The following is a 22,875-nucleotide window of genomic DNA, read 5'->3' on the forward strand; positions in this document are numbered from 1 at the left end:
TCGGCTATGCTGAGCAGTGATGACGACGACGCGCCAAGCGCTCGGGCGACTCCACTCCGCCGTGGAGTCGGGCGAAGTCGAGCAGTTGTGCCGCAGGTACGATCTCGATCTGCTCGTCGGGCACGGCAGCGCGGTGGAGCGGGAGCCGTCGCGACCGCCGGCGGACCTGGACATCGCGTGCCGGCATCGCCCGGGAGTCGCGCTGGACGCCATCGGGTTGATCAATGACCTGATGGACCTGACCGGCTTCGACGGTATCGATCTCCTCGACCTGAACACCGCCGGTGTCGTGGCCGCTGCCCGGGCGCTCGGGCCGCGGAGCCTGTTGTTGTACGAAGCGGAGCCGAGCCTGTTCACACTGGCGCAGATGGCGGCGTTGACCACGGAGATGGAGACTCGACACCTCCGCCTGCTCGACCTCAAGCTGATGGCCGGGCGATGACACGCGACGGACTGGACGTGGACGTTCTCCACAGCAAGCTCGACGCGATCGACCGGGCGACGACGACGTTGCGGAGTATCACTCCGTTGGATGCGAGCAGGCTGCGCTCCGAGCCAGTGACAGCGGCCGCCGTCGAACGACTGACCTGTCGATTGGTGGATCTGGCCGCTGACATCAATACGCACATCAGCTCGGTCCTCCTCGGACGTGCTCCGGAGAACTACCGCGACAGCTTCGATCTGATGGAGCGGACGCGCGTGTTGACGGCGGAGCTCGTCGGGAGGATCAAGCCTTCGGTAGGCATGCGTAACGCGATCGTGCACGAGTACATCCGCATCAACTACGACATCGTCGCGGCCGCGGTTCCGCTCGCGCTCGACACGTACTCGGAGTACCGCAGGCAGGTCGCCGGGTTCGTGTACGACCGGGCGACCGGTTGAGTCGTGTTCGAGCGCCAGCTCGGTTTCGGGCGGCGAGTCCACGGAGCCGTGCGCACCAGCGGGAGCGAACACCTTCACCGGCGGGCTCGCCCCGGAGATGCCGCGCGGGGTGCTTCACCGGCGCGAGTCGGGAGAGAAGACAGTGACGGGACCGCGGCGAGCGTGCCTCTCCGGAGACTTCGGGGGAGAGGCGTGTGCCGTCCGGAACCGCGCCGAGGTGGTGAGTGGCGACACCCGGTTCGGACATCGGGTATGCTGAACACACATGTTGGCGAGATCGACTTCTTCGGACCGTTCGTCGTTTCCGTAGGCGGGTGGGGTTGCCGATCCCACCGCCGTTCGGATCGTTCGACGAGACGGCGGTGCACACGTGGCGTGCGTTCTTCGGAACACACCGGGCGCGTCGTGGACGCAGTGCGTACGGGCGTGCACACGTCGTTCACTGTGATCAGGGACACCCGCGAGCGGTGTCACATTTGAGGGGGCCGCCGGGATGCCTGCTGTCCTAATGGTGTGACCATAGGGGCATGGCTGGTAAATCCGATCCCACCCGGATTCTCATTCTCGGCGGCGGCTACGTCGGTATGTACACCGCGCTGCGTCTGCAGTCCAAGCTCGGCCGCCGTGAGGCTTCGGTGACGGTCGTCGACCCTCAGCCGCATATGACCTACCAGCCCTTCCTCCCGGAAGCGGCGGCGGGCAACGTTGAGCCCCGTCACGTGGTAGCGCCGTTGCGACGAGTGTTGAAGCGGTGTCACGTACTCACCGCCCGTGTCACGGAAATCAACAAGGAGAAGCGATCGGTCACGGTGGAGGATCCCGAGGGGGTCTCCAGTGACCTGGGCTACGACGTGCTCGTTGTCGCTCTCGGGTCCGTCTCCCGTCTGCTGCCGATCCCGGGTCTGGCCGAGCAGGGAATCGGCCTCAAGACCGTCGGCGAGGCGATCTATCTGCGGAACCACGTGCTGGCGAAGATGGACGCCGCCGCGAGCACCTCCGATCCGGAGCTGCGCAAGCGTCTGCTGACCTTCACCTTCGTCGGTGGCGGGTACGCGGGTACCGAGGCGCTGGCCGAGCTGGAGGACATGGCCCGCTACGCCACCCGCTACTACGAGTCCATCTCCCCCGAGGACATGAGCTGGTCGCTGATCGAGGCCGCGGGCAGGATCATGCCCGAGGTCAGCGAGAAGATGGGCGTCTACACGGTCAAGGCCCTCGAGGAGCGGGGGATCAAGGTCTACCTGAACACCTTCCTGAAGTCGGTGGAGAACGGACACGCCGTGCTCTCCGACGGCACCGAGTTCGACACCGACACCCTGGTGTGGAACGCCGGTGTCAAGGCCAACCCGGTGCTCAAGAACAGCGATCTGCCCCTGGACGAGCGGGGCAGGGTCAAGGCCACCTCGCATCTCCAGGTCGAGGGCAACCCCGAGATCTGGGCTGCCGGTGACTGCGCCGCCGTGCCCGACCTGTCCAAGGCGGAGGAGGATCCGAACGCCACCTGTGCGCCCTCGGCCCAGCACGCCGTCCGCCAGGCTCACCAACTGGCGAAGAACGTCATCTCCTCACTGCGTGGCCGCAAGACCGGCGAGTACTACCACCGCAACGCGGGCTCGGTGGCCGGGCTCGGCCTCTACAAGGGTGTGGCCGACGTCTACGGCTTCAAGGCCAAGGGATTCGTCGCGTGGTTCATGCACCGCACCTACCACGTGAGCAAGATGCCCACGTTCAACCGCAAGGCGCGGATCATCATCGACTGGACGTTGGCCTTCCTGTTCCGGCGGGAGGTCGTCTCGATGGGACAGATCCACAATCCGCGTGCGGACTTCAAGCGTGCCGCAGCCAGCTGACGTCGGCCGGGCGGCTGTTTCGTGGCGAAGGGGGCCGTGTGTCGGATCGTCCGGCGCGCGGCCTCGTGTGTTCGTTTCCGGGGTGTTGATCCTCCGTGGCTTTCTTCTGGAATCCGCCCCACGAGTATCGCCTGAAAGTGTGGTTAACTTAGCTCATATGGAGTAGCTACCGTGGTGGCGTGCACAGGGAGTTACTCTTGTTGCTCCAGATGGCGGTTTCCGCCGAGTTGGAACCCACGGCACGATCGAAGCGTCCTAAGAAAGCCGGGTGTGGGCTGGTCGCCGTACGTGTCGTCGGTGACGATTCCAGCGGTAAGCCCCCGTAGCCCAATCGGCAGAGGCAGACGACTTAAAATCGTCGGAGTGTCGGTTCGAGTCCGACCGGGGGCACTCGGTCAGGGTGAGGTGTGCCGCGCGCCTGTGCTCTCCTGTGACCAGCGGCGGATACAGCCGTTGATGTGAGAGATGCCCTCGTGGGAGCGGCGTAGCAGCCAGTTGCGCCATGCCTCGGCCCACCAGGGGTGTGCTTCGATGGCCTCGTCGTTCCAGACCCCTTGGGGGTACTCCAGGTCGGCGCGCCAGTTCTCCTTGAGGCGTTCCCGACGCTGGAGGGCGTCGACCACATCGGGGTGGGAGTGGTCGATCTCCTCCTCGGCCGGGTCGGCGGGCAGCACGTCCCACTTTCCGAAGTCCGACTCGGCGGGGAAGGGGCGCAGGCTCATGCCCCTCTCCATACACCAAGCCCCCGACCACGGCGGGCCGGGGGTTTGATCTAAGTCACTCGAAGCGGTCAGCCTTGACGGCGTCGAGGAACGCCTGCCACTGCGCCGGGGCCGCCGTGAAATGACCGGCCGTACGATCCTTGCTGTCGCGAACACCTACCAGGTCCGAGGTCACCGCGACCTCGACACACTGTCCGCCGTTGGCGCTGCGCGAGCTGGTTCGCCAGGTCGCGCGCGACAAGTCTGCCATTGCCGCCCCTTTCACAAAGTCTCGATCTCGCCGGGGTGCATCGTACGGCCCCAGGCTAGCGAGACAGGTCAGGGGCGGACTACGAGGTCAGGGGTTGACCTGGGGCGATCTCACGCACCAGGTCAATGGACTCACGCTGCGGCATCGCCGAGGAGCGCAGCTCGTCGAACAGGTTCTTCAGCAGCGTCACGTCCGAGTTGTCCTCGATGACGTGCCCACCCAGTAGGCCATCCATATAAGCCACATCTGGATCAGTGGGTTCGGCGAAGCTCAGCACTGTGAAGCCTGACGCCATGCTGGCGTGCGCTCCCGCTTCGTAAGGAATTACTTGAAACATCACGTTTGGCTTCTCGCCCAAGGCCAACAGATGCTCAAGCTGTTCACTCCAGACTTTTCTGCCGCCGACCTTGCGGTACAGGGCGGCTTCGCTGATGACCGCACGCAGCTCCAGCGGGTTGTCCTTGTCCAGTAGTCGACGCTGTCGTTGCATCCGCGCGGCCACGCGTTTCTCGACATCCTCGGGATCGGTGATGTGCCCACCGGAGGTGTGGATCGCCCGAGCGTAGTCCTCGGTTTGAAGCAGACCGGGAATCAGCTCCTGTTCGAAGTTGCACACCAGAGCAGCGTCGGTCTCCAACCCCACGTAGGGCTTGAACCACTCCGGCAGCCGGTAGGTCGACCACCAGCTGCGCTTGGATCCCTCCCGTCGGGCGTCCTCCAACGTCTGCCGCACCTCGTGGGGCGCGTCGTAGAGGTCCATCAGGGCGGCCAGCTCCATCTTCTTCATGCTGGCCTGACCCTTCTCCCAGTTACGGATGGTCTGCGGCGAGGCGCCCATGTGCTCGCCCACCTCGGCGAAGGACAACCCCGCCTTCTCCCTCAGCTCGGCAAGATGTGCGCCCAACCGTCGTCTACGTGCTGTTGGCCCGAGTCCCATAAGACAGCACTGTAGTCGATCAGGCATGTCACCATCTATCACCTAAAGGGGCCAACCCAAAGGGACTTCGAAATCTTGTATCAAAGATTTAGATCGCCTACAGTGCTTGCTCAATGAGATCGGCAGTAGCACCCATCGGCCGGGGGCTGGCCCGGTCGGTGCTGGAGGCGGTGGAGCGCGACATGCTCGATGTGGACCCGCCGGAGAACGGGCACACGGTCTACTGGGTCACCCCGGCCGAGGGCGGGGCACAGCACGCCACGCTGACGACTCCCCCGGAAACCGGCGGGCCGGTCGACACCCTCGGCGGGCACGGCCCTGTCGAGGCACCGCCGAACTCCGGAGACCGGATGCGGCACACCCAGCGGTTCTGTCCCGAGTGCTTCGCCGCCTACCTGAATCTGCCCGGCCCCACCCCTCGCCGGAAACCCACGGAGTGATTCCCATGACCGCGACCCAGACCCACCACTACTGGCTTCCCGTCCCGGACAGAACCGGCTACCGCTGGACCCGCCACGCCTTCCGCGGCCACAAGTGGGACGGCCGCAGCGCCGACACGTCGGTGTGCAACGTCCAGTGCGCGATGACCCAACCCAGTGAACTCGACTGGTTCCAGGCCCCCACCTGCCAGGAGTGCACCAGGATCCCGCTGGAGGAGCAGAGCCGCTGAGTCCGGGCGTTCGTGCTCCACGCCGTGTACCCATCAACCGGACCACGAAAGGAGAAAAGTTTGGCTCCCCCCTTCCCCCGCGAGGCGCGGTGCATCCGCGAGGCCCTGGACCGCACCGACCCGCAACGTCGCGCCGAGTTCGACCGCGACTTCCAGGAAGCGCTACGAAAAGTCGCCGAGGACTACGACACCGGCCACATCGAGGAGGTGCTCGACGACTGGTGGGGCGCGGCCATCCTGGCCGAATACCCACCCACCGAGAAAGAGGAAGCGATCAGAGCCCGTGCCGACCGCGGCGACTTCTCCGGACTGGTCCGCATCGACGAGCACGGGCAGTCGTGGCGCGAGGACGAACACGGCAACCTCTGGCGCACCGACGACAACGGCGACCTGTGGCGGGAGACCCCCGACGGCAAGCGGGAAAAGGTCGAAACGAACACCACCCCGGAGGAGAACTGATGGCTCGCTACTTCGTCCGTTGGGTCGATGTCGCCGAAGACGCCTACAGGAAACTGCCCCGCAAACAGCAACGGGCCGTGGACAAACGCATGACCCAGCTCGCCGAGAACCCCAAGGACGGCAGCGGCTACGACACGAAAACCGACCGGTGGACCACCACCGCCGACAACGGAAACATCATGATCGTGTTCCTGATTCACGACCGGACTCTGCGTATCACCATCCTGCGCCTGTTCTGACAGTCCGTTCCTGAAGCCCCGAACTCGGCTGCTCACCCGCGAGCGGTCGTTGGCTGCCCCGGTTCTCATCCCCCGACCGGCCGGGACAGTCTCCCCCGTGTGCTCCCCGCAGGCGCGGGGCCGTGGTGGGCCGGTTTTAGGCAAAATCGGGTCACGCACCCCCGCGTGGACGGGGGCTCGGTGGTTGGGGAGGGCACGTGTGTGCCGACACGCCGGGAGGTTCCCCAGCGTGTGGTCGGCGTGTCGGTCACAGGATGGTCACCGCCGGGGTGTGGATACCCCGGACATCCCTGCTCATCTGCCGTGGCGCCAGCCCTTCGGGGCTGGCGGGGATCGCAACGACGGCTGCGTCTCTGAAAGAGCAAAAGCGCCCCCAAAGGGCGGATTCGAGACCTCTCACCAACACCGCCACGACCTGATCGCGCCGTGCGAACCTGTAATCCTCTCAGCTCTCCGTGGGATCGTTCGCCGTCCGGGGCCGGCACCGGAGTACTCGCCCTGACAACAGAGGGAGACTCGTTCCTCACTCCACAAGCTGCCCGCCCAGTGTCCGGTGGAACACCGTCGTCGACAACGACACTCACGTGATCGTGTTCGCGGTACCCGGCAAGCCCGCGAAGACCGGGGATCCACGAGGCTCTTGACCGAAAAGTCCTTTTCGGGTATGGGTAATGAACGTCCACATGAGATACGAAGGAGAGGAGGAGACCACACCCTTGTTAGGCAGGTTGTCCAAACTCGCCGCCGGAGTGGTTCTGGTTCTGGGGAGTCTGACCTTCACTGCCCCCGCGGCCAACGCGGCACCGTGGCCGGACTGCCTCAAGGTCGACACGAAGATCCACGTCTGGGATCAGACCACCACGGTGACGAACAAGTGTGGTGAACAGATGGACATCCGCATGGTTATCAACAACCAGCCCGACTCGCAGTGCCTGTCAGTCAGTGGCGGCAACAGCGTGAAATACAAGTATCTCAGGCATGGACAGTTCGCCTACCTCGAGGACTGCGGTCACAACGACTGGTGACCTGCTGATCCGACTCTGACATCGCGGACGGTGCGGGTGTGGCCATCCGCACCGTCATTGGTTTTCTCCGGGTTTTTCGCCCCCGTTCGGGCGGTGGCGTGCCCCGGACGACTCCGATGAGAACGCCCGGTCACTGTTCCACGAGAAGAGGTGCCAGGCGGCGAACACCGGTGTCGACCTCCGAGGCCGAGGCTGCGGCGACGTAACTGATCCGGACGCGTGCGGCGTTGCTCTCGGTGGGATAGTAGTTGTCTCCGCAGGTGAGGGCGACACCGTTTGCCAGCGCGGCGGCGGTGAGCTGTTCGCCGTCCAGATGCCCCGGCAGCGACACCCAGAGGTGGTAGCCGCCGCGCGGTCGAACGGCCAGGGCGTGCGGACCGAATGTCGCCTCCACGGCCTCGACGGCGACTTCCCGGCGCTGCCGCAGGGCCGAGCTGAGTGTGTTCAGCGCGCGCTTCCACCCCGAGGCGGTCATGACTTCGAGCGCCGTGTACTGCAAGGGGGCGGGAACGAACATCGTGTCGACGACGTGGGCGGAGCGAAGCTTCGTGACCACCGGACCACGGGCGGCCAACGCGCCGACGCGGAGATTCGGCGAGGTCACTTTGGTCAGTGACCGGACGTGGATGACGGTGCCGTCGGGGTCGTCGGCGATCATCGGAGGGGGAAGCTGTCCGGAGTCCGTGTGCGCGAGGTGCCGGGCGAAGTCGTCCTCGACGACGAACGCGGCGTGGTGGCGGGCTGTGGTTCGGATCTCGTGTCGGCGACGTTCGGACAGGCTCACTCCCACGGGGTTCTGGAACAGGGGCTGTACGATGACGACACGCGCTCCGGTGCGGGCGAGCGCCTGGTCCAGGTAGTCGGTGCGCAGCCCCTCCCGGTCGAGCGGAACCGGGATCGTCCGGAGGCCGGCGGCGCGGATGGCCGCTATCGTTCCCGGATAGGTCGGGGACTCGATGACGACCGGGTCGTTCGGCTGGCACAGGGCGCGTAGCGCGGTCGACAGGGCACTCTGCCCCGCGCCGCAGATGAGAACGTCGTGGCGACTGAGACCTCCACCGATGTCGGAGACGAACCAGTCGCGCAGTTCGGGGATTCCTCCGACGGGCGGGAACGCCCACGCCTGCGAACGTCGTCCGGCTCGGGACAGTGCGGTGCCGAGTCTGGTGAGTGGTTGCAGCTCGGGGTGTAGGTAGCCGCCGTTGAGGTCGACGACCTCGGGGCCCGAGGTGGCGAGCGTTCCCAGCAGCGCAGCCGTTTTGAATCCGCGGGCGGCGCCCGTCGGGGAGTCGAGACGGTTCGTCAGCTCCAGGGTCGCCTCCTGCCACGAGGTGCTGCCGGTGCGTGGGCTCGGCCGCGTCTCGGCCCGGAAGCTGCCCGATCCCGGCCGTGAGGTGATGAGTCCCCGCTGGGTGAGCAGCGCCAGCGATCGGGAAACCGTAGTAGCGCTGACCCCGAAGCGCCGCACGAGTTCGCGATGCGTCGGGAGGCGGCTACCGACCGGCATTTCCTCGATCTCACGAGCGAGAGTCTTGGCCATTTCGTGTGCACTGCTATCATCGGACATGGATACGTATCGTAGCACTATCGACACTCGGCCGGTATCGCTACTGCCGAAGCCGAACGGGACGCTGTTCGCCGCGCTCGGCGTCCTGGGTTTCTCCCTGAGTTTCCCGGGCACCGTGTGGGCGCTGGACGGGTTCGGCCCCTGGAGCGCCACCGGAGTTCGCGGTGTGCTCGCCGCCGTCATAGCGGCCGTGGCTCTCCTGACGACGCGGGCACCCCTGCCGGGCCGCTCCGACTGGCCCGGTCTCGCCGTCGTCGCGGGGGGATGCGGACTCGGGTTCCCCCTGCTGACGACCCTCGCGCTGCAGACCGCGTCCACGGCGCACTCGGCGGTGGTCATCGGGGCGCTCCCGATGGCGACGGCGATGATCTCCGCCCTGCGAACACGCCGCCGCGAACCGACCACGTTCTGGGCCGCGGCCGGGGTCGGTGGTGCTACCGTCATCGTGTTCACGCTCCTGCAGAACCGGGGGCAGCCGACGGTCGCCGACCTCTACCTCTTCGGTGCCCTCCTCGTCTGCGCGGCCGGTTATGCCGAGGGAGGACGCCTGTCGGCGCACATGCCGGGCTGGCGCGTCATCGCCTGGGGAGTCGTGCTCGCCGCTCCGGTCAACATCGTGGTGTCCGCGTGGGCGCTGCCGTCCGAACCGGTGCACCTCACGGCGAAGGCTCTCGTCGGGCTGGCCTACATCGCCGCCGTGTCGCAGTTCGGGGCGTTCGTCGTCTGGTATCGAGGTATGGGCCTCATCGGTGTGACGAGGGCGAGCCAGCTCCAGCTCGCCCAGCCACTGCTGACACTCGTGTGGTCCGTACTCCTGCTCGGTGAACACTTCAGCGCGGCCGTACCACTGACCACAGTAATCGTGCTCACCTGCATTGTCGTCACGCAACGTGTCAAGAAATGACACCCTCGGTGTCGCGGGCGGTGATCCCGCTGGTCCCGCGGCGCGGGAACGGACGGAAGTTCCGGTTCGGCCTCCTCCGGGGTCGGCCGGAACACGGTGCCGTGGGTGTCGAACTCCGTGGTCGAGGAAGGTGTTGACGGGATATGCCGGGTCTTGTCGAACGTCTGGTACCCGACGAGCTCTGGGAACTGTTCCGGGAGGTCGTTCCCCCGAAGGTGGTGAGACGGCCGCAGGGCGGAGGACGACGTCGCGCCGATGACCGGGAAGTGCTGGCGGCGATCGTGTTCGCGGCCGTCACCGACTGCGCCTGGCGGCAGCTGCCCCCGGTTTTCGGCGCGTGCTGGCCCACCGTCTACCGGCGTTTCGTGGAGTGGAGCCAGGACCGCGTGTGGACGCGATTACACCGGGTGTGTCAGGAGCGGCTCGACGAGCGGGAGGACTCGGAGTGGTCGCGGCGAGCCCTCGACTCCATCAGGCGGCGTGGGACGAGGGCGGGCACCAGCCGGGCCGAAACCCTCTCCCGTTGAGAACCACCCCGGAAGTCGGGGAGGACTTCACCGGCGACAACGAACCGTTGTCGCCGGGCGAGGGCGTGGTGCCGGGAACTACCCGAGCGGGATGTCGACGCCGTACTCGTCCCCGGTTCGGGGACCGTGGATGCGCCGATCCGTTTCGGGGATGGCGACGTCGTTGATGCTCGCCTCGCGGCGCCGCATGAGGCCACGCTCGTCGAACTCCCACAGTTCGTTGCCGTAGCTGCGCCACCACTGGCCTTCCGTGTCGTGGCACTCGTACTGGAAACGGACGGCGATCCGATTCCCGTGGAAACTCCAGAGGCTCTTGCGCAGCGCGTAGTCCAGTTCGCGCTCCCACTTCCGCGTCAGGAAAGCGAGGATCTCCTCGCGGCCGCGGACGAACGTCTCCCGGTTTCGCCACGTCGAGTCCGGTGTGTAGGCCGGTGCCACCCGGTGCGGATCGCGGGTGTTCCATGCGTCCTCAGCCGTCTGGACCGCGAGGCCCTGCTCGACGCGGCGGAGAGGCTCTTCTACGAGCAAGGCGTCCAGGCGGTCGGCATGGACGAGGTTCGTGCGGCATCCGGTCTCCCGCTGAAGCGGATCTACCGGTTCTTCGCGGCGAAGGAGGACCTCGTGGTGGCGATGCTCGAACGTCGCGACCAGCGGTGGAGAGCAAGCCTGACCGCCCGCGTGGAGCCGATCGCGGATCCCCGTGAGCGTGTGCTCGCGATCTTCGACTGGCTTGCCGAGTGGTTCGCAGAACCTGGCTTCCGCGGATGTGCCTGGATCAACGTCAACGGTGAACTGGGCCCGTCGTCCGAGGCGGTGCTGGCCGAAGTCCGGTCACACAAGCAGGCATTCCACGACCAGATCGCGGCGTGGGTCCACGCCACCGGGATGCCGGTGGTCGAACCGGTTTTCCTGCTCGCCGAAGGAGCCATCGTGACGGCCGGCATCAGAGGTGACCCCGCCCCGGCCCGTCAGGCGCGCGCAGCCGTCGCGACACTGCTCGGAACACCCTGATCCCGGCCCCACGTCACCAGTCCCCCGCCCGCGACACCTGGGTGTGCAGACGTTCGAGCAGCGCCCGGGCGAACCGCAGCGCGCTGCCCTCGGCGAAGGGAAGGTTGAGCGAGGGTTCGCACAGCTCCAGTTCCAGAACCAGCGGCTTGCCGTCGTCCCCGCGGACCAGGTCGACACGCCCGTAGAGCGGCGGGTTCTCCAACTCCAGGTGCACCTGCGCGGCACGGAGCGCGGCTTCGGCCACGGCGAGTTCGTCCTCGTCGGCGTGCCGTGCCCCACGACTTTCGAACGTGGGCACGTTCACCGTACCGTCCGGCAGGAGCATGGCGCTCTTGCTGATGGCGTGACTGTGGACGCCCCCGAAACAGCTCAGGTTGGTTTCGCTGTTCCGGTCGACCGAGTCCATGTAGGGCTGCATCATGACGTGACCGCCGTTGCCGACCAACTGCTCGACGTGCGCGGCTGCCTCGACGACCTGCGAACGGGAAAAACGCCGCACGTTCTTCGAGTAGGCACCGATCGTGGGCTTCTCGACGATTTCCTCGGTGCCCGGATGCGCGGAGAAGAACTCCCGCACTGCCGACAGCGGGTCCACACCGGGGCCGACGAACTCGGTCGGCACGGTCGGTACCCCGCCGGCGGCGAGATCGGTCAGGTAGCGCTTGTCACAGTTCCAACGCACGACGGGCAGGGGGTTGTGCAGGTGCGTGACCTCGGTGACCCGTTCGCACCACGCCAGGAACTCGCGGGGGCGGTCCATGTAGGTCCAGGGGGAGCGCAGCAGGACGGCGTCGAAACAGGACCAGTCGGTGGAGGGATCTTTCCAGTCACACACCTCGGTTTTCACACCGATCTCCTGACACGCCTCCGACAACAGGGGCATGTCGTAATCGACCGGCAGACTCTCTTGGTCGGTGACCAGGGCGACACTTCTCATGGGCTGATCCAATCCTGGGCGAACAGTGGTTTCCGGGCGGAGAAGTCCGTGACGGAACGAGTCACCACGGCACGGTTTCTCCCATGTGCACGTAGCTGCCGGTCGGGCCGTCGCTGTCGAGCAGTGCCATGCGCACGCTCGTCGCGGCGCCGTCCGCGACGTCGAGGTCCCCGCCGCCCTCGTTCATGTCGGTCCTGGTGTAACCCGGATGCACGGAGTTGACCTTGATCGGCGTGTCGCGCAGCTCGAAGGCCACATGCACCGTCCAGGAGTTGACCGCACTCTTCGAGGCGCTGTAGGCGGGAAGCGACTTGAACGTGGAACTGTACGTGTAGGATTCGGTGTCGCTGTGCCTGGTCAACGAACCGAGCAAACTGGAGACGTTGACGATACGTCCCGCCTCGGACCGGCGGATCAGCGGCAGGAAGGACGAGGTGACCCCGACGAGACCGAACAGGTTGACCTCGAACGTCTCGCGCCACTGACGCAACGGCTGCTCCGAGGGGTTTCTGCCGTACTTCTCGACGCGGCTTCCCGCGTTGTTGACCAGGATGTCGAGGCGGCCGTGTTCGTCTTCGACGTCGGCGACGGCGGCGGAAACGCTGTCCGCGCTCGTCACGTCCAGCACGAGGGGCTCGACCTCCAGACCGGATTCCCGCAGTTTCCTCGCCGCTTCGACGGTCGGGTCGTGAGCGCGTCCGGAGAGGAGAACACGAACTCCCTTTTCCGCGAGCTGACGTGCGGTTTCGAATCCGATTCCTCGGGTGGCTCCGGTCACGAGAGCCGTCTTCGGGCCGTACTCGGACACGTCGTCCTCCGTTCGTTGGAGCAGAAGGCCTGTGAGGTGTTTTTTCGTCAGCCCACCGACAGGAATTTGGAGATCGGGGGGCCGAACCGGTCCGGGTCGGAGAGGAAGGCGTCGTGCCCCTGCGGGGAGTCGACGGGGAGGAACTGGACGTCGGTTCCCCCCGAACTCAGCCCCGCGGCGATGTCGTGCTGCTGGCGCAGGGGGAAGAGGATGTCGGTCTCCACACCGATGACCAGGGCTTTCTCCAGGTTCATCCCGGACAAAGCCTCACCGGTGGTGCTCCCGCACGACTCACCCAGGTCGAACTGGTCCATGCAGTAACTCAGGTAGAGGTAGCTGTTGGGGTCGAAACCACGCAGGAACCGGTGGGCGTGTGATTCCAGGAAACTCTCCACCTCGAAGTCCGGGGCGAACGGCTCGTCGGTGGTGCGCGGGTCCCGCTCGGTACGTGCCCGGCCGAAACGGCCCTCCCACTCCTGTGGGGAGCGATAGGTGATCATGCCGAGTTTCCGTGCCGTGAGCATGCCGTGTCGGGGATAGCTCTCCGCGTCGTAGTGACCCCGGTTCCAGTGTGGGTCACAGCGGATGGCCTCGCGTTGCAGGGACCGGAACGCGATCGAGAACGGAAGCGCGTGCACCGCTCCGGAGACGTTGATGTGGGTACGCGCGATACCGGGGTGTCGAGCCAGCAGGGACAGCGCACTCATCGCCCCCATGGAGGTTCCTATGACACAGGCGAGACGGTCGAATCCCAACGCGTGCACGGTGCTGGCCGCCGCGTCAGCGATGTCCTCGATGCGCAGGGACGGGAAGTCGAGCCGATAGCGCTCGCCCGTTCGTGGGTCGATCGAGGCCGGGCCGGTGGAACCCTTGCAGCTGCCCAACGAGTTGACGCAGACGACGTACCAGCTGTTCGTGTCGATGGGTTTTCCCGGACCCAGCATGGCCTCCCACCAGCCCGGGCTGGGATCGTCCGCGTGCGAAGCCGGGTGCGCGTCGGCCGAGAGCCCCGTGAGGATGAGGATGACGTTGTCCCGCGCCGCGTTCAGCCGTCCCAGAGCTTCGTAGGCGATCCGGGCGCCGTGCAGGGTTCCTCCCCGGCGCATCGCGAATCCCTCGGGGAGGTCGACGAAACGAGTGGCCGGAGGGACGAATTCCTTCATAAGCCTGTTCCCCCTCGGGGACGGGATCCGTGCGGTTCGGTGTCGAGAGAGGCCAACCACTCGTCGTCGGAGCCTTCGTTCGTTCCTTCGAACAGGAACGTGGAAAGATAGCGCTCGCCGGTGTCCGGCAGCATCGCGAGCAGGACCGCCCCCTCGGAGGCGCTCTCCGCGACACGCAGCGCTGTGGCGACGGTGGCACCCGCGGAGATGCCGGTGAAGATCCCCTCCTCCGCGGCGAGTCGGCGAGCGGTGTCGCGGGCCACCACTTCGTCGCAGGTCAGCAGTTCGTCGATGACGCTTGGGTCGAGCACCTCGGGTACGAAGTTCGGAGCGAGACCCTGGATCCTGTGCACGTTCCACTCGTTGCCGGCCAGCACCGCTGCGTTCTCCGGTTCGAAGGCGGTGACCCGCACATCGGGGCGAGCGCGTTTCAGCATCTGACCGACTCCGGTCACCGTTCCGCTGGTGCCGAAGCCGGTGACGAAGTGGTCCAACCGCTTTCCGGCGAAGTCACCGAGGATCTCCGAGGCCGTGGTCTCCCTGTGGTACGCCGGGTTCGCCGGGTTCTCGAACTGTCTGGGGCGGAACCAGCCGTGTTTCTCCGCCAGGGCGTCCGCCCTGCGATTGCCTCCCGCACTGCCCTCGGAGCCGGGGAACAGGATGACCCTGCCGCCGTAGGCACGGATGAGTTTGCGCCGTTCCGTCGAGTAGGTGTCGCCCATGACCGCCACGAACCGGTAACCGCGCGCGGCGGCCACCATCGCCAGGGCGATTCCCACGTTGCCGGAGGTGCACTCCACGATCGTGCCGTTGGGTTCCAGCTCGCCCCTGGCCTCGGCGTCGAGAACGACGGAGAGCGCCAGCCGGTCCTTCACCGAGCCACCGGGATTGAACGACTCGGCCTTCACATAGAGCGTGACGTGCTCGGGGGCGATCCTGTTGAGCCTGACCACGGGCGTGCGACCGACCGTGTCGAGAATGCTGTCATGGATAGGCATGAGGGAACCGTCCTTCGTAGACGAATGCCGCCGGGCCTGTCAGCAGGACCGGGGCGGCCGGGTCCGGCCAGTTGACGTGAAGTTCTCCTCCGGGCAGGGAGACGGAAACCGCGCCGTCGAGGAGTCCGCGTCGTATCAGCGCCGCCACTGCGGCACAGGCACCACTGCCGCACGAGCGGGTCTCACCCGCCCCGTACTCGTACACCCGCAGTCGGACGTGATCCCGTGTCACGACTTCGGCGAACCCGACGTTGACCGTGGGTGGGGACAGGGGTGATCTCTGCAGCGCCGATCCCGCTCCGGCGACCGGTGCGGTGTCGACGTCGGCGACTTCGACCACCGCGTGCGGGTTACCGAGGCGGACGGCGGTGAAACGCAGGCGCGGACCGTCGTCCAGGTCGACCTCGTGGGCCTCCCCGACACCCGGACCACGGCGGTGGTCCGCAACGAACCGTGGTGTGCCCATGTCGACGGTGAAGGTGTACTCGTCCAGCACCTCCACCGTGTGCGTACCCGACGGACTGTCGAGAGCGAAGCGGGGACCCGCTGCCAGTCCCTCCCGAAGAAGCCAGGCTGCGATGCAGCGTGCTCCGTTCCCGCACTGTCGCGAGGGCGCCCCCTCGGCCGTCCGGATGTCGAAGGAGGCGACGGCCTCGGCGCTCCGAGGAGCCTGGACACCGAGGATCATGTCGCAACCGACTCCCGTGTGACGGTCGGCCAACGCCCGGCACACCTCCGGCGACGGGGGGTCCGCGTTGCGCAGGTCGAGCAGCACGAAGTCGTTGCCCGCACCGTGCATCTTGCTGAAACGAAGTTCCGATGAGTTCCTGAGCGATTCCATGCGTGTGGAGTCCCGGGACGAGACGGATCGGATCCCCGGTGTCGGGACTGCCCCCGGTGCGCTCGCGCCACGGGTTCGGCGGGACGACGGTCAGTCCCGGACGCGGGGTTCCCGGTCAGGAGGGGCGGGTGGCCTCCAGCGCGGGGGAGACCATGTCGATGATGACGGACACCGCCTTTTCGGTGCTTTCCTCGTCGGTCGGTGCGTTGAACTCGGCGAGCTCGATTCCCAGCAGCTGTTCCGGGGGAACAGACTCGAAAATGTCGCGGATCTGTTCCGGCATCATGCCGCCCGGGACCTTGTAGTCGGCCGGGACCGGTGCGTTCGGGTCGAGCACGTCCCAGTCGATGTGGACCCACACTCGTGCTCCGTCGACGGCGTCGAGGACGTTCTTCCCGTTCGCCTCCTCCGGGGGAATGACCCGGACCCCCGCCGAGTCGACGAGCTCACGTTCCTTCTCGTCGATGTCGCGCGTTCCGACCAGCACGGCCTGCTCGGGCCGGAGCCCGGCGCCGTGACCGCTGTCCCAGAGTCCGCACGCCCCGGCGAGCACCATCCCACCGAGGTATCCGGTGTCCGTCGTTTCCGGGGTGTTGAAGTCGCCGTGCGCGTCGACGTAGAGCACCACGGCATCCGGGTACTGCCGCGCCACGACCGGAAGTGTGGCCAGACTGGCCGAGCAGGTGTTCGACGTCATGACCGTGAGGCCGTCGTTGCGGACGCTGTCGGCCATCGCTTTCCGCAACCCGTCGAGGGTGTCCTTGGCCTGCGGAAGGCTGACGCTCCAGTCGTCGTCAGCGGGCGGGGCGGGAGTGCCGACGTACTCGGCTCGAACCCCGTAACGACTTTCCAGTTCGCGCGCGGTGCGCGTCGCGCCCTCGAGCATCCGCGCTTCGCGGTCGGCTACGCGTCCCCGGGAGACGATGAGGTCGAACATCAGCAGTGAACCTCGTCCTTCACGTGGTGGTACAGATGTCTCGGTGTCGTGGGCGGGAGCTGTTCCCGCCGAGGGGTCGGGTCAGGGCCCCCGAAACCTGAAGGGGCACTTGTCCGTCCGTTCCGCGTTCTCCTCCAGCAGTCCGTACTGTTGCCATTCGAGGGATTCGGATCCGTAGGTGCCGAGTTGCCAGGAGTGGGGCAGTCCGTCGTACCGCTCCACCCGGTTACGAATGTTCGAACGGACGTTGCGTCCACTCGTGGTGTCCCCCGCGAAGATGTCGAAGCGTTCTCGCGGGTTTATGACGAGAGTGAAGTGTCTGCCGAGGTTGCGGCTGCGGCGCGCCCGGTGTCCGGGGTTGCTCATGTTGCAGAACAGGGGAATTCCGTTGAAACACATGGACCAGGTGCTGGATTCCGGGTCCTTTCCGACCTCCTCGGGCCAGGGTGCGGGATCGACCTCGTGAAGTTTTTGCAGAACCTCCCATCCGAATGCGTGGTACTCGGCGACTGAGTGCCTGTCCTCCAGGACCTCCGGAGAGAAGGCCACGATGAGGGGGTAAGACGTATCCAGGTTTCCGTCCCATTCCTCGGATATGTCGACGTACTCCGTGAGTCCTTCCGCCAGGTGTCGGATTCCGCTCTCCGTGAGGTCCTCCACGAAGACGAACTTCAGGATCCGCTTCCTGAAGGCGTTCCTGGAGAATATGCACGGAAAATCCCTGCTCGTCAACCGTGCCGCGATGTCGTTGAACGCGTCGCGGTGCCACCCTTCCGTGCCTGCGCTGACCTGGTCCTGGGAGATGAGTTTCCTGTGTCCGTTTTCCGCGTTCAACCGGTGACTCCTGCCTGGGACGGAGAATCGCAGTTCTTTGCACGTCGTCTTGATCCTTTTGTTCGTGACTGGAATTGGTGGATGGAACCACTTCGGGTGTTTTCTCTCGTGTTCTCCGGTAGGTACGAGCGTGTGTGTGCGAAACGGGTTCATCGCTCGAACGCATCGACGGAAAACGGGAGAACGTCAGTGGTGATCTGGCGTGATGAGCACGGTCGTGGTTCGCCGTGTGCTCGTTCCGGGCCGAAGACACGGCGGAACGAGAAGAAAATCATGTCCCCAGTGTTCGTTCTCCTTCCGTTGACCAGATTGTCTGATCGCTGAGAGAGACAGTGCGACTGTATCCGGGCGTTCGGTGACCTATCAAGCTTCACATGATCGTCCGGGTTCTGTTTTTTTTGGTGCTCGTGGTGCTCGGTGACCGGTGTTCGTCGGTTGTGGGGAGCGGCGGGAGCGGAGACCTGTGTGAGGGGAGCGTGACTCTGATCGGCTGGTCGGATGCTCCGTTCGGTGGGGAGTTTCGCTGACGGAGAGGTGAGAGCCCTCGGACGGGTGGTGGACGAACCGCTGGATCCGGCCCTCGGCGTCCGGTTGTCGTCACACCCGACCAAAGGAAACAGCGCACGGGAGCTCCGCTGAACCGGAGTGACGGGAGCCGATGCCCGTGTAGACCGGAGTGCCGGGGGTGTTTTCGCTGGTTGTCGGCAGGGGAATCGACAACTTGTCTGTTACTGGTTACCGGTTTTGGTCCGTTCGTGTGAAAAACTGGACTCGTTCCTCGAACGAGGGCATTCGGACCCGAACACGGCCCTCGACGTCTTCGCTTTCCCCTCTGCTCTGTTCGGAGCAATGTGTACGGCTGTTTCGTCCATTTTCATCGGAAAACGCCGCGGAGTCCGCTGTGGAGTCGTTACGTTGCCCGGAACGGAAGGTGCTGCTGACGAGGAGGCGGGTTGCCCGAGGACTTCGGCGCGGAGGTCGGAGCCGCGGAACGGATGGTCCGGCAGTGGCAGGAGCGCGCCACCGAGAAAGCCGAGAGGTTCGGCCGGATGCAAGCCGAGATCGAGGCCATCTCGGTGACCGAGGCCTCCGAGGACGGAGCGGTCCGGGTGACCGTGGGCTCGGACGGGACCCTGCGGGACCTGAACCTGGCCGAACACGCCGCCAACCGGTCGATGTCGAAGCTCTCCACCGAGATCATGCGCGTGCTGCGGTGCGCGCGGTCGAGGCTGCCGGAACTCATGCGACAGGCCGCCGCCGAGACGGTCGGCACCGAGGACCCGGCCGTCCAGCACGTCCTGAGCAAGGCCCGCGAGAGCTTTCCGGAACCTCCGGCGGAGGACGCGCCCGAGGGGCCGCCGACTCCCGGACCCGGCGTGCGGGAGATGCGCCTGGGCCCGGAGGACGAGGACGGAGCAGAGCCGACTCCGGAACGCTCCGCGCGCTCGCGGCCACAGCCGGAGGAGCCCGACGACGATGACGACGACTTCGAGAACCGGTCCTTCCTACGTTGATCCTTCCGCGTCGAGGGGAGTTCGCCGATGTCCGAGCAAGTACACGTCACCCCCGAGGAACTGCGCGCACACGCCTCCACAGTGGATGAAGTGGTGGATCGGCTGAACACGGCCGTGGACGCCTCGCAGCAGGTTTCCCTGGACAACGACGCCTACGGGATCCTGTGCCGTCCCTTCGCGTGGATGTTGGATCCGGTGGAGCAGCACGGGATCGACACCCTGAAGAAGGCAGTCGAGGGAATGCGGGAGACCGCCGAGAACCTCCGGGACGCGGCGGGGACCTACGAGTCCGTGGACAAGGACAACAGCGACATGCTCGGTGAGATCCGGACATGAACAATCCCCTCGTCGAGCAGGAACAACAGGCGCCCGACGGGCCGGGCCCGCTCACCGAAGGAACCGGGGAAGCGGGGTGGGGCACCGGCATCGGCATCGTCGAGTCCGTCAACGACGTCAGCAGCCTCAAGGACGGTTCGAGCTGGGTCGAGTCGGGGCTGGCCTACGGCGGGCTCGCGATGGAGGCGGCCAGTCTCGCGGTCGACCCGGTCGGCACGCTGATGTCGTACGGGCTGTCGTGGCTGATCGAGCACGTGGAGCCCCTCCAGGAGGCCCTGGACTGGTTCGCGGGCGACCCCGACGGGGTCCGAGCCTACGGGCAGACCTGGGCCAACGTCTCCGAGGAAGTCACCGCCGCGGCCCAACAGTACGGTCGGGCCGTCAAGACCGACATCACACAGTGGACCGGGGCCGCCGGGGACGCCTACCGCGACCACGCCGCGAAGCGAGGTGAGGCGCTGTCCGGCGCCGCCGAGCTGGCGAGCACCATCAGCTCGGTCGTGACGATCATGGGTGAGGTCGTCTCGTTCGTGCGCGAGTTGGTCCGCGACCTCGTCGCCGACTGCGTCTCACGGTTGATCACCTACGCGCTGGAGGCGATCGGCACCCTCGGTCTCGGCACGCCGGTCGTCGCCGCCCAGGCCACCGTCTTCGTCTCCAAGACCGTCACCAGGATCGCCGAGGTCGTCCAGAAGCTGGTCAAGACGATCAGCAACGTCTCGCCGAAGTTGACGAAGATGGTCGAGGTCTTCGGCGAGATCATGAGCTCGCTCGGCAGGCTCGGCAAGAAGGCGGCCGACGCGGTGAGCGGGCTCCCCGACAGGTTCGCCGCGAGCACCTGGAAGAAGTTCGACGAGACCTTCGGCACCGACGTCACCGGCGGGCACCGGTCCCGGTTCGGTGACTCCGGGCCGGGCAGCGGGCCGGACTCCGGCTCCTCCCCCGATTCCCCCGAGCCGCGGGCGACTCCGTCCTCCGGACCGGACGCCGGGTCCGAGCCGGACTTCACTCCCTCCGACCACACCCCCGAAGCCCCGAACTCCGCACCGGAGACCGCGCCACCCCGGACCACACCGACCTCCTCGCGGCCGGCGAGTCCCTCGGGGGCCGACCCCACCGTGGAGCCCCCCTCAGCTCCACGGCCCCCGGGCTCACCCGGTGGCCCGGACCGTGGTTTCTCCCCTTCTCCGGGGGGAACGGACTCACCCTCACCCGGCGGGGGGAATCCCGGCTCGGACTTCTCCCCGGACGGCGGCCCCTCGGCTCCCGTCGACCCCGAGCCGACACCGCCACGCCCCGGAAACACGGACGCGGGTGGATCCGGACCACCCCGCCCCGGTGACGGGGCAGCAGACGGCACCTCCACTCCGGGAGGGCCGTCGACTCCGGAGACTCCGGCGGCGACGTTCTCCGGCGACCTCTCCGACGGGACGGGCACGTCCGGTACCGGAGGGGGTGGGCCCGCCGGACCGATCCCGAACCCACCCGGTGGCACCGGCCCCACCCCCTCACCGGTGGGAACTCCGACCGGTGGCCCGACCCCGGACGTCGACCACGGGCCCTCGTTCGGGGAGAGCCCGAGTGCTCCCTCCGGCACCAGCCCGTCCGAGACCACCGCCCCGGCCACCTCCACCCCGAGTGCTCCCACGGCTCCCGGCGGCACACCGACGAGCCCCACGACGACTCCGCGTACCGACCAGCCTCCGAACTCGCCCCAGGGATCTGTGGCTCCGGGGGGCGCGCCGACGAGTGGGGGCCACAGCGGAACCGGGGGGACGAGCCCGAGCGGCGGAGGCCGACCCGGTTCCGGAGGAGGTTGGACCGGAACCCCCGGCACACCCGGAGCGGCCGGTCGCCCTCCCTCCACACAGGACGGACCTCGTGGGTTCCGGGACACCGCGGGCCGTCCGGACGGCTGGAGCCCGACGAACACGAGCACGTCCGGATCGTTGGGCACGAGTTCCCCCGGTGGCCACGGTCCCGGCCGTTCCCAGGGGCCCGCGGGGTCGGGACGACCCCCCGGCACCCCTGGCCGGGGACCCGAGGGTGCCCCGCCCCCACGGCCGGAGTCCGCCGGTCCGAGCGGCCCGCCACGCGGCCCGGAACGCGGATCCGGCGGGCCGGACATGGCGCGCCCGCCCGAGGCCTCACCCCGGTCTTCCCCCGAGCGGACGGAGACTCCGGGACGACAGCGCGACACCGAGGACGGCGCGCGGCGACCGAACACCGGGCAGGACGGGCCCGATCAGGGTCCGCAGCGACCGACGGAGTCCCCGACCACGAGGGAGGGCGACGGCGCGGACGCGCCGAGGGAGGAGCCCGACCGGCCGGAGCCGGGCACTCCGGACTACGAACACAAGATCGACGAGGCGGTCGAGCGGCTGCGCGGCAACCGCACCGACGCCGGGATCTCGGGTCACTCCGACCCGAACATGGCGGATCTCGCGCACCGCGTGCCCGACGACGGCCGACACTTCACGCTCGACGCCCATATGGGACCGGACGGACGTGTCCACATCGGCGACCGCGCTTACTCGCCCGAGGAACTGTCCGATGTTCTCCGCCGCCTGCCGGAGTGGGACGGTCAGCGACCGCTCCGGCTGATCGTCTGTGACTCCGCGGACTTCGCGGCGGACCTGGCCCGCCGACTCGACGTCCCGGTCACCGCCCCGCGCGGCCTGGCCTGGACCGACAGCAACGGCCGGGTGTTCGCCAGCGACATCGGCCCCGACGGGCGTCCCACCTGGCCCCCGGACGGCGGTTGGGACACCCACCACCCCGACGGGGGCAGTTCCCCGAACAGCGCGGACGGCTTCCACCCGTCCCGAGACGGAGCGGACCCCGGCGAAAGGCCGGAGGACGCCGAGGCGCGGGGAGGTGAGGAACTCACCGAACCACCTCTGGACAAAAATGGAAATATCAGATTCGATGGCAAAGGTTCGGTGCGAGTCAAGAACGACGATGGTACTTACACGTTGTACCTCAACGGAGATAAGTATCCGGAGTCGACTCGCCATATCTTGGATGCTCAAGAAGCTGGCCATCCAGAGGTGCTCACCATCGACAACTCGCAGACCAAGAAAGAGAACGCTGACTCGAGGAGAGACGAGGCGCTCTCTCGCTTTAATCAATTGCATGGGGAAGAAGCAGATAAAATCAAGGAACAACACCAAGGACCCCAACTCGATCGTGACGAATATCCTCCAGCGCGTACTTACGAAGGAGGGAGTCGCGGAGAGGGGCAGTACTCCAGCGTGCGGTTGATCACTGGACCCAAGGACAACCAGGCGTCCGGGTCCTCGTGGTGGAATCACGGCATCAGTGGATTGCCGGATGGTACCAGAGTCCGCGTTGTTCCAGTCAAGCCCGAAGGTGCCGATGAGAGTTGGGGGCTGCCTCCATACGAGAAGGATCAGCCATCATGAACCAATCCTGGTAGGCTGTTGAGAAACGACACTTCGGGA

The 22,875-nt window shown here is 66.7% G+C and carries 26 protein-coding genes and 1 tRNA gene; 15 read left to right on the forward strand and 12 right to left on the reverse strand.

What is annotated here, in order from left to right:
- Window positions 1–19 precede the first annotated feature (19 nt).
- The 4 genes from ACTMO_RS0102475 to ACTMO_RS0102490 all read left to right on the forward strand — a co-directional run bounded on the left by ACTMO_RS0102475 (window position 20) and on the right by ACTMO_RS0102490 (window position 3,122).
- The gene (locus ACTMO_RS0102475) at window positions 20–442 is read left to right on the forward strand and encodes a hypothetical protein (protein WP_157062770.1); all 423 of its coding nucleotides are present in this window, start codon (window positions 20–22) and stop codon (window positions 440–442) included.
- On the forward strand, window positions 439–882 hold the full coding sequence (gene hepT / locus ACTMO_RS20105) for a type VII toxin-antitoxin system HepT family RNase toxin (RefSeq protein WP_019853075.1): 444 nt from the start codon (window positions 439–441) through the stop codon (window positions 880–882). Before ACTMO_RS0102475 ends, hepT begins: the two co-directional genes overlap by 4 nt.
- A 527-nt stretch (window positions 883–1,409) precedes the next feature.
- On the forward strand, window positions 1,410–2,732 hold the full coding sequence (locus ACTMO_RS0102485) for an NAD(P)/FAD-dependent oxidoreductase (RefSeq protein WP_026448793.1): 1,323 nt from the start codon (window positions 1,410–1,412) through the stop codon (window positions 2,730–2,732).
- A gap of 316 nt (window positions 2,733–3,048) precedes the next feature.
- Window positions 3,049–3,122: transfer RNA gene (locus tag ACTMO_RS0102490), tRNA-Leu, on the forward strand.
- A gap of 5 nt (window positions 3,123–3,127) precedes the next feature.
- On the opposite strand, the gene ACTMO_RS0102495 is transcribed toward ACTMO_RS0102490, so the two are convergent.
- The 3 genes from ACTMO_RS0102495 to ACTMO_RS0102505 all read right to left on the reverse strand — a co-directional run bounded on the left by ACTMO_RS0102495 (window position 3,128) and on the right by ACTMO_RS0102505 (window position 4,608).
- On the reverse strand, window positions 3,128–3,454 hold the full coding sequence (locus ACTMO_RS0102495) for a hypothetical protein (protein WP_019853077.1): 327 nt from the start codon (window positions 3,452–3,454) through the stop codon (window positions 3,128–3,130).
- Window positions 3,455–3,509: 55 nt separating this feature from the next.
- A complete protein-coding gene (locus tag ACTMO_RS0102500) occupies window positions 3,510–3,704 on the reverse strand; it encodes a DUF397 domain-containing protein (protein ID WP_019853078.1) in 195 nt (64 codons plus the stop codon).
- 79 nt (window positions 3,705–3,783) lie between these two features.
- Window positions 3,784–4,608, reverse strand: coding sequence for a helix-turn-helix domain-containing protein (locus tag ACTMO_RS0102505; protein ID WP_169509036.1), 825 nt, complete (start codon window positions 4,606–4,608; stop codon window positions 3,784–3,786).
- Between the two features lie 146 nt (window positions 4,609–4,754).
- Here ACTMO_RS0102505 and ACTMO_RS0102510 point away from each other — a divergent pair, with 146 nt between their 5' ends.
- From ACTMO_RS0102510 to ACTMO_RS0102530, 5 genes are all read left to right on the forward strand, one after another.
- The gene (locus ACTMO_RS0102510) at window positions 4,755–5,081 is read left to right on the forward strand and encodes a hypothetical protein (protein WP_084792023.1); all 327 of its coding nucleotides are present in this window, start codon (window positions 4,755–4,757) and stop codon (window positions 5,079–5,081) included.
- A 5-nt stretch (window positions 5,082–5,086) separates the two neighbouring features.
- Window positions 5,087–5,311, forward strand: coding sequence for a hypothetical protein (locus ACTMO_RS0102515; RefSeq protein ID WP_019853081.1), 225 nt, complete (start codon window positions 5,087–5,089; stop codon window positions 5,309–5,311).
- Between the two features lie 60 nt (window positions 5,312–5,371).
- Window positions 5,372–5,770, forward strand: coding sequence for a DUF6247 family protein (locus tag ACTMO_RS20110; protein WP_019853082.1), 399 nt, complete (start codon window positions 5,372–5,374; stop codon window positions 5,768–5,770).
- The gene (locus ACTMO_RS0102525) at window positions 5,770–6,009 is read left to right on the forward strand and encodes a type II toxin-antitoxin system RelE family toxin (protein WP_019853083.1); all 240 of its coding nucleotides are present in this window, start codon (window positions 5,770–5,772) and stop codon (window positions 6,007–6,009) included. Before ACTMO_RS20110 ends, ACTMO_RS0102525 begins: the two co-directional genes overlap by 1 nt.
- 671 nt (window positions 6,010–6,680) lie before the next feature.
- On the forward strand, window positions 6,681–7,034 hold the full coding sequence (locus ACTMO_RS0102530) for a nuclear hormone receptor family protein (protein ID WP_019853084.1): 354 nt from the start codon (window positions 6,681–6,683) through the stop codon (window positions 7,032–7,034).
- 130 nt (window positions 7,035–7,164) lie between these two features.
- Here the strand turns inward: ACTMO_RS0102530 and ACTMO_RS0102535 are convergent, their stop codons facing one another.
- On the reverse strand, window positions 7,165–8,574 hold the full coding sequence (locus ACTMO_RS0102535; protein WP_019853085.1) for an aminotransferase class I/II-fold pyridoxal phosphate-dependent enzyme: 1,410 nt from the start codon (window positions 8,572–8,574) through the stop codon (window positions 7,165–7,167).
- A 25-nt stretch (window positions 8,575–8,599) separates the two neighbouring features.
- On the opposite strand from ACTMO_RS0102535, the gene ACTMO_RS0102540 reads away from it, so the two are divergent.
- Both ACTMO_RS0102540 and ACTMO_RS0102545 read left to right on the forward strand, forming a co-directional pair.
- Window positions 8,600–9,505: a DMT family transporter gene (locus ACTMO_RS0102540; protein ID WP_019853086.1), complete on the forward strand. Its 906-nt coding sequence runs from the start codon at window positions 8,600–8,602 to the stop codon at window positions 9,503–9,505.
- 143 nt (window positions 9,506–9,648) lie between these two features.
- Window positions 9,649–10,032 (forward strand): IS5/IS1182 family transposase, encoded by a 384-nt coding sequence (locus tag ACTMO_RS0102545; RefSeq protein ID WP_019853087.1) that lies wholly within the window; start codon window positions 9,649–9,651, stop codon window positions 10,030–10,032.
- A gap of 78 nt (window positions 10,033–10,110) precedes the next feature.
- Here the strand turns inward: ACTMO_RS0102545 and ACTMO_RS0102550 are convergent, their stop codons facing one another.
- Window positions 10,111–10,569 (reverse strand): DUF1348 family protein, encoded by a 459-nt coding sequence (locus tag ACTMO_RS0102550; protein WP_051099155.1) that lies wholly within the window; start codon window positions 10,567–10,569, stop codon window positions 10,111–10,113.
- On the opposite strand from ACTMO_RS0102550, the gene ACTMO_RS0102555 reads away from it, so the two are divergent.
- Window positions 10,474–11,043, forward strand: a complete 570-nt coding sequence (locus tag ACTMO_RS0102555) for a TetR/AcrR family transcriptional regulator (RefSeq protein ID WP_019853089.1) — start codon at window positions 10,474–10,476, stop codon at window positions 11,041–11,043. The two genes, ACTMO_RS0102550 and ACTMO_RS0102555, sit on opposite strands and share 96 nt — an antisense overlap.
- Before the next feature lie 13 nt (window positions 11,044–11,056).
- Here the strand turns inward: ACTMO_RS0102555 and ACTMO_RS0102560 are convergent, their stop codons facing one another.
- The 7 genes from ACTMO_RS0102560 to ACTMO_RS0102590 form a co-directional block, all read right to left on the reverse strand.
- A complete protein-coding gene (locus ACTMO_RS0102560) occupies window positions 11,057–11,980 on the reverse strand; it encodes an ATP-grasp domain-containing protein (RefSeq protein ID WP_019853090.1) in 924 nt (307 codons plus the stop codon).
- 61 nt (window positions 11,981–12,041) lie between these two features.
- Window positions 12,042–12,788 carry an SDR family oxidoreductase gene (locus tag ACTMO_RS0102565; RefSeq protein ID WP_019853091.1) on the reverse strand — a complete coding sequence of 249 codons (747 nt, stop codon included), beginning with the start codon at window positions 12,786–12,788 and terminating at the stop codon, window positions 12,042–12,044.
- Window positions 12,789–12,835: 47 nt separating this feature from the next.
- Window positions 12,836–13,951 (reverse strand): homoserine O-acetyltransferase MetX, encoded by a 1,116-nt coding sequence (gene metX, locus ACTMO_RS0102570; RefSeq protein ID WP_019853092.1) that lies wholly within the window; start codon window positions 13,949–13,951, stop codon window positions 12,836–12,838.
- Window positions 13,948–14,949 (reverse strand): cysteine synthase A, encoded by a 1,002-nt coding sequence (gene cysK / locus ACTMO_RS0102575; protein WP_019853093.1) that lies wholly within the window; start codon window positions 14,947–14,949, stop codon window positions 13,948–13,950. Before cysK ends, metX begins: the two co-directional genes overlap by 4 nt.
- Window positions 14,936–15,790, reverse strand: a complete 855-nt coding sequence (gene dapF, locus ACTMO_RS0102580) for a diaminopimelate epimerase (RefSeq protein WP_026448797.1) — start codon at window positions 15,788–15,790, stop codon at window positions 14,936–14,938. The genes cysK and dapF overlap by 14 nt, the downstream gene beginning before the upstream one ends.
- Window positions 15,791–15,905: 115 nt before the next feature.
- Window positions 15,906–16,727: an arginase family protein gene (locus ACTMO_RS0102585; protein ID WP_019853095.1), complete on the reverse strand. Its 822-nt coding sequence runs from the start codon at window positions 16,725–16,727 to the stop codon at window positions 15,906–15,908.
- A gap of 81 nt (window positions 16,728–16,808) precedes the next feature.
- A complete protein-coding gene (locus tag ACTMO_RS0102590; RefSeq protein ID WP_019853096.1) occupies window positions 16,809–17,561 on the reverse strand; it encodes a YqcI/YcgG family protein in 753 nt (250 codons plus the stop codon).
- A gap of 953 nt (window positions 17,562–18,514) precedes the next feature.
- Between ACTMO_RS0102590 and ACTMO_RS0102600 the strand changes: the two genes are divergently transcribed.
- The 3 genes from ACTMO_RS0102600 to ACTMO_RS0102610 are packed head-to-tail and all read left to right on the forward strand — an operon-like array spanning window position 18,515 to window position 22,836.
- Entirely contained in the window at window positions 18,515–19,075 is a 561-nt protein-coding gene (locus tag ACTMO_RS0102600; RefSeq protein ID WP_019853098.1) for a YbaB/EbfC family nucleoid-associated protein, read from the forward strand.
- 27 nt (window positions 19,076–19,102) lie between these two features.
- On the forward strand, window positions 19,103–19,411 hold the full coding sequence (locus ACTMO_RS0102605; protein ID WP_019853099.1) for an ESX-1 secretion-associated protein: 309 nt from the start codon (window positions 19,103–19,105) through the stop codon (window positions 19,409–19,411).
- Entirely contained in the window at window positions 19,408–22,836 is a 3,429-nt protein-coding gene (locus tag ACTMO_RS0102610) for a WXG100 family type VII secretion target (RefSeq protein ID WP_026448798.1), read from the forward strand. Before ACTMO_RS0102605 ends, ACTMO_RS0102610 begins: the two co-directional genes overlap by 4 nt.
- The last annotated feature ends 39 nt before the right edge of the window (window positions 22,837–22,875 follow it).

This window comes from Actinopolyspora mortivallis DSM 44261 (assembly GCF_000384035.1).
Taxonomy (GTDB): Bacteria; Actinomycetota; Actinomycetes; order Mycobacteriales; family Pseudonocardiaceae; genus Actinopolyspora; species Actinopolyspora mortivallis.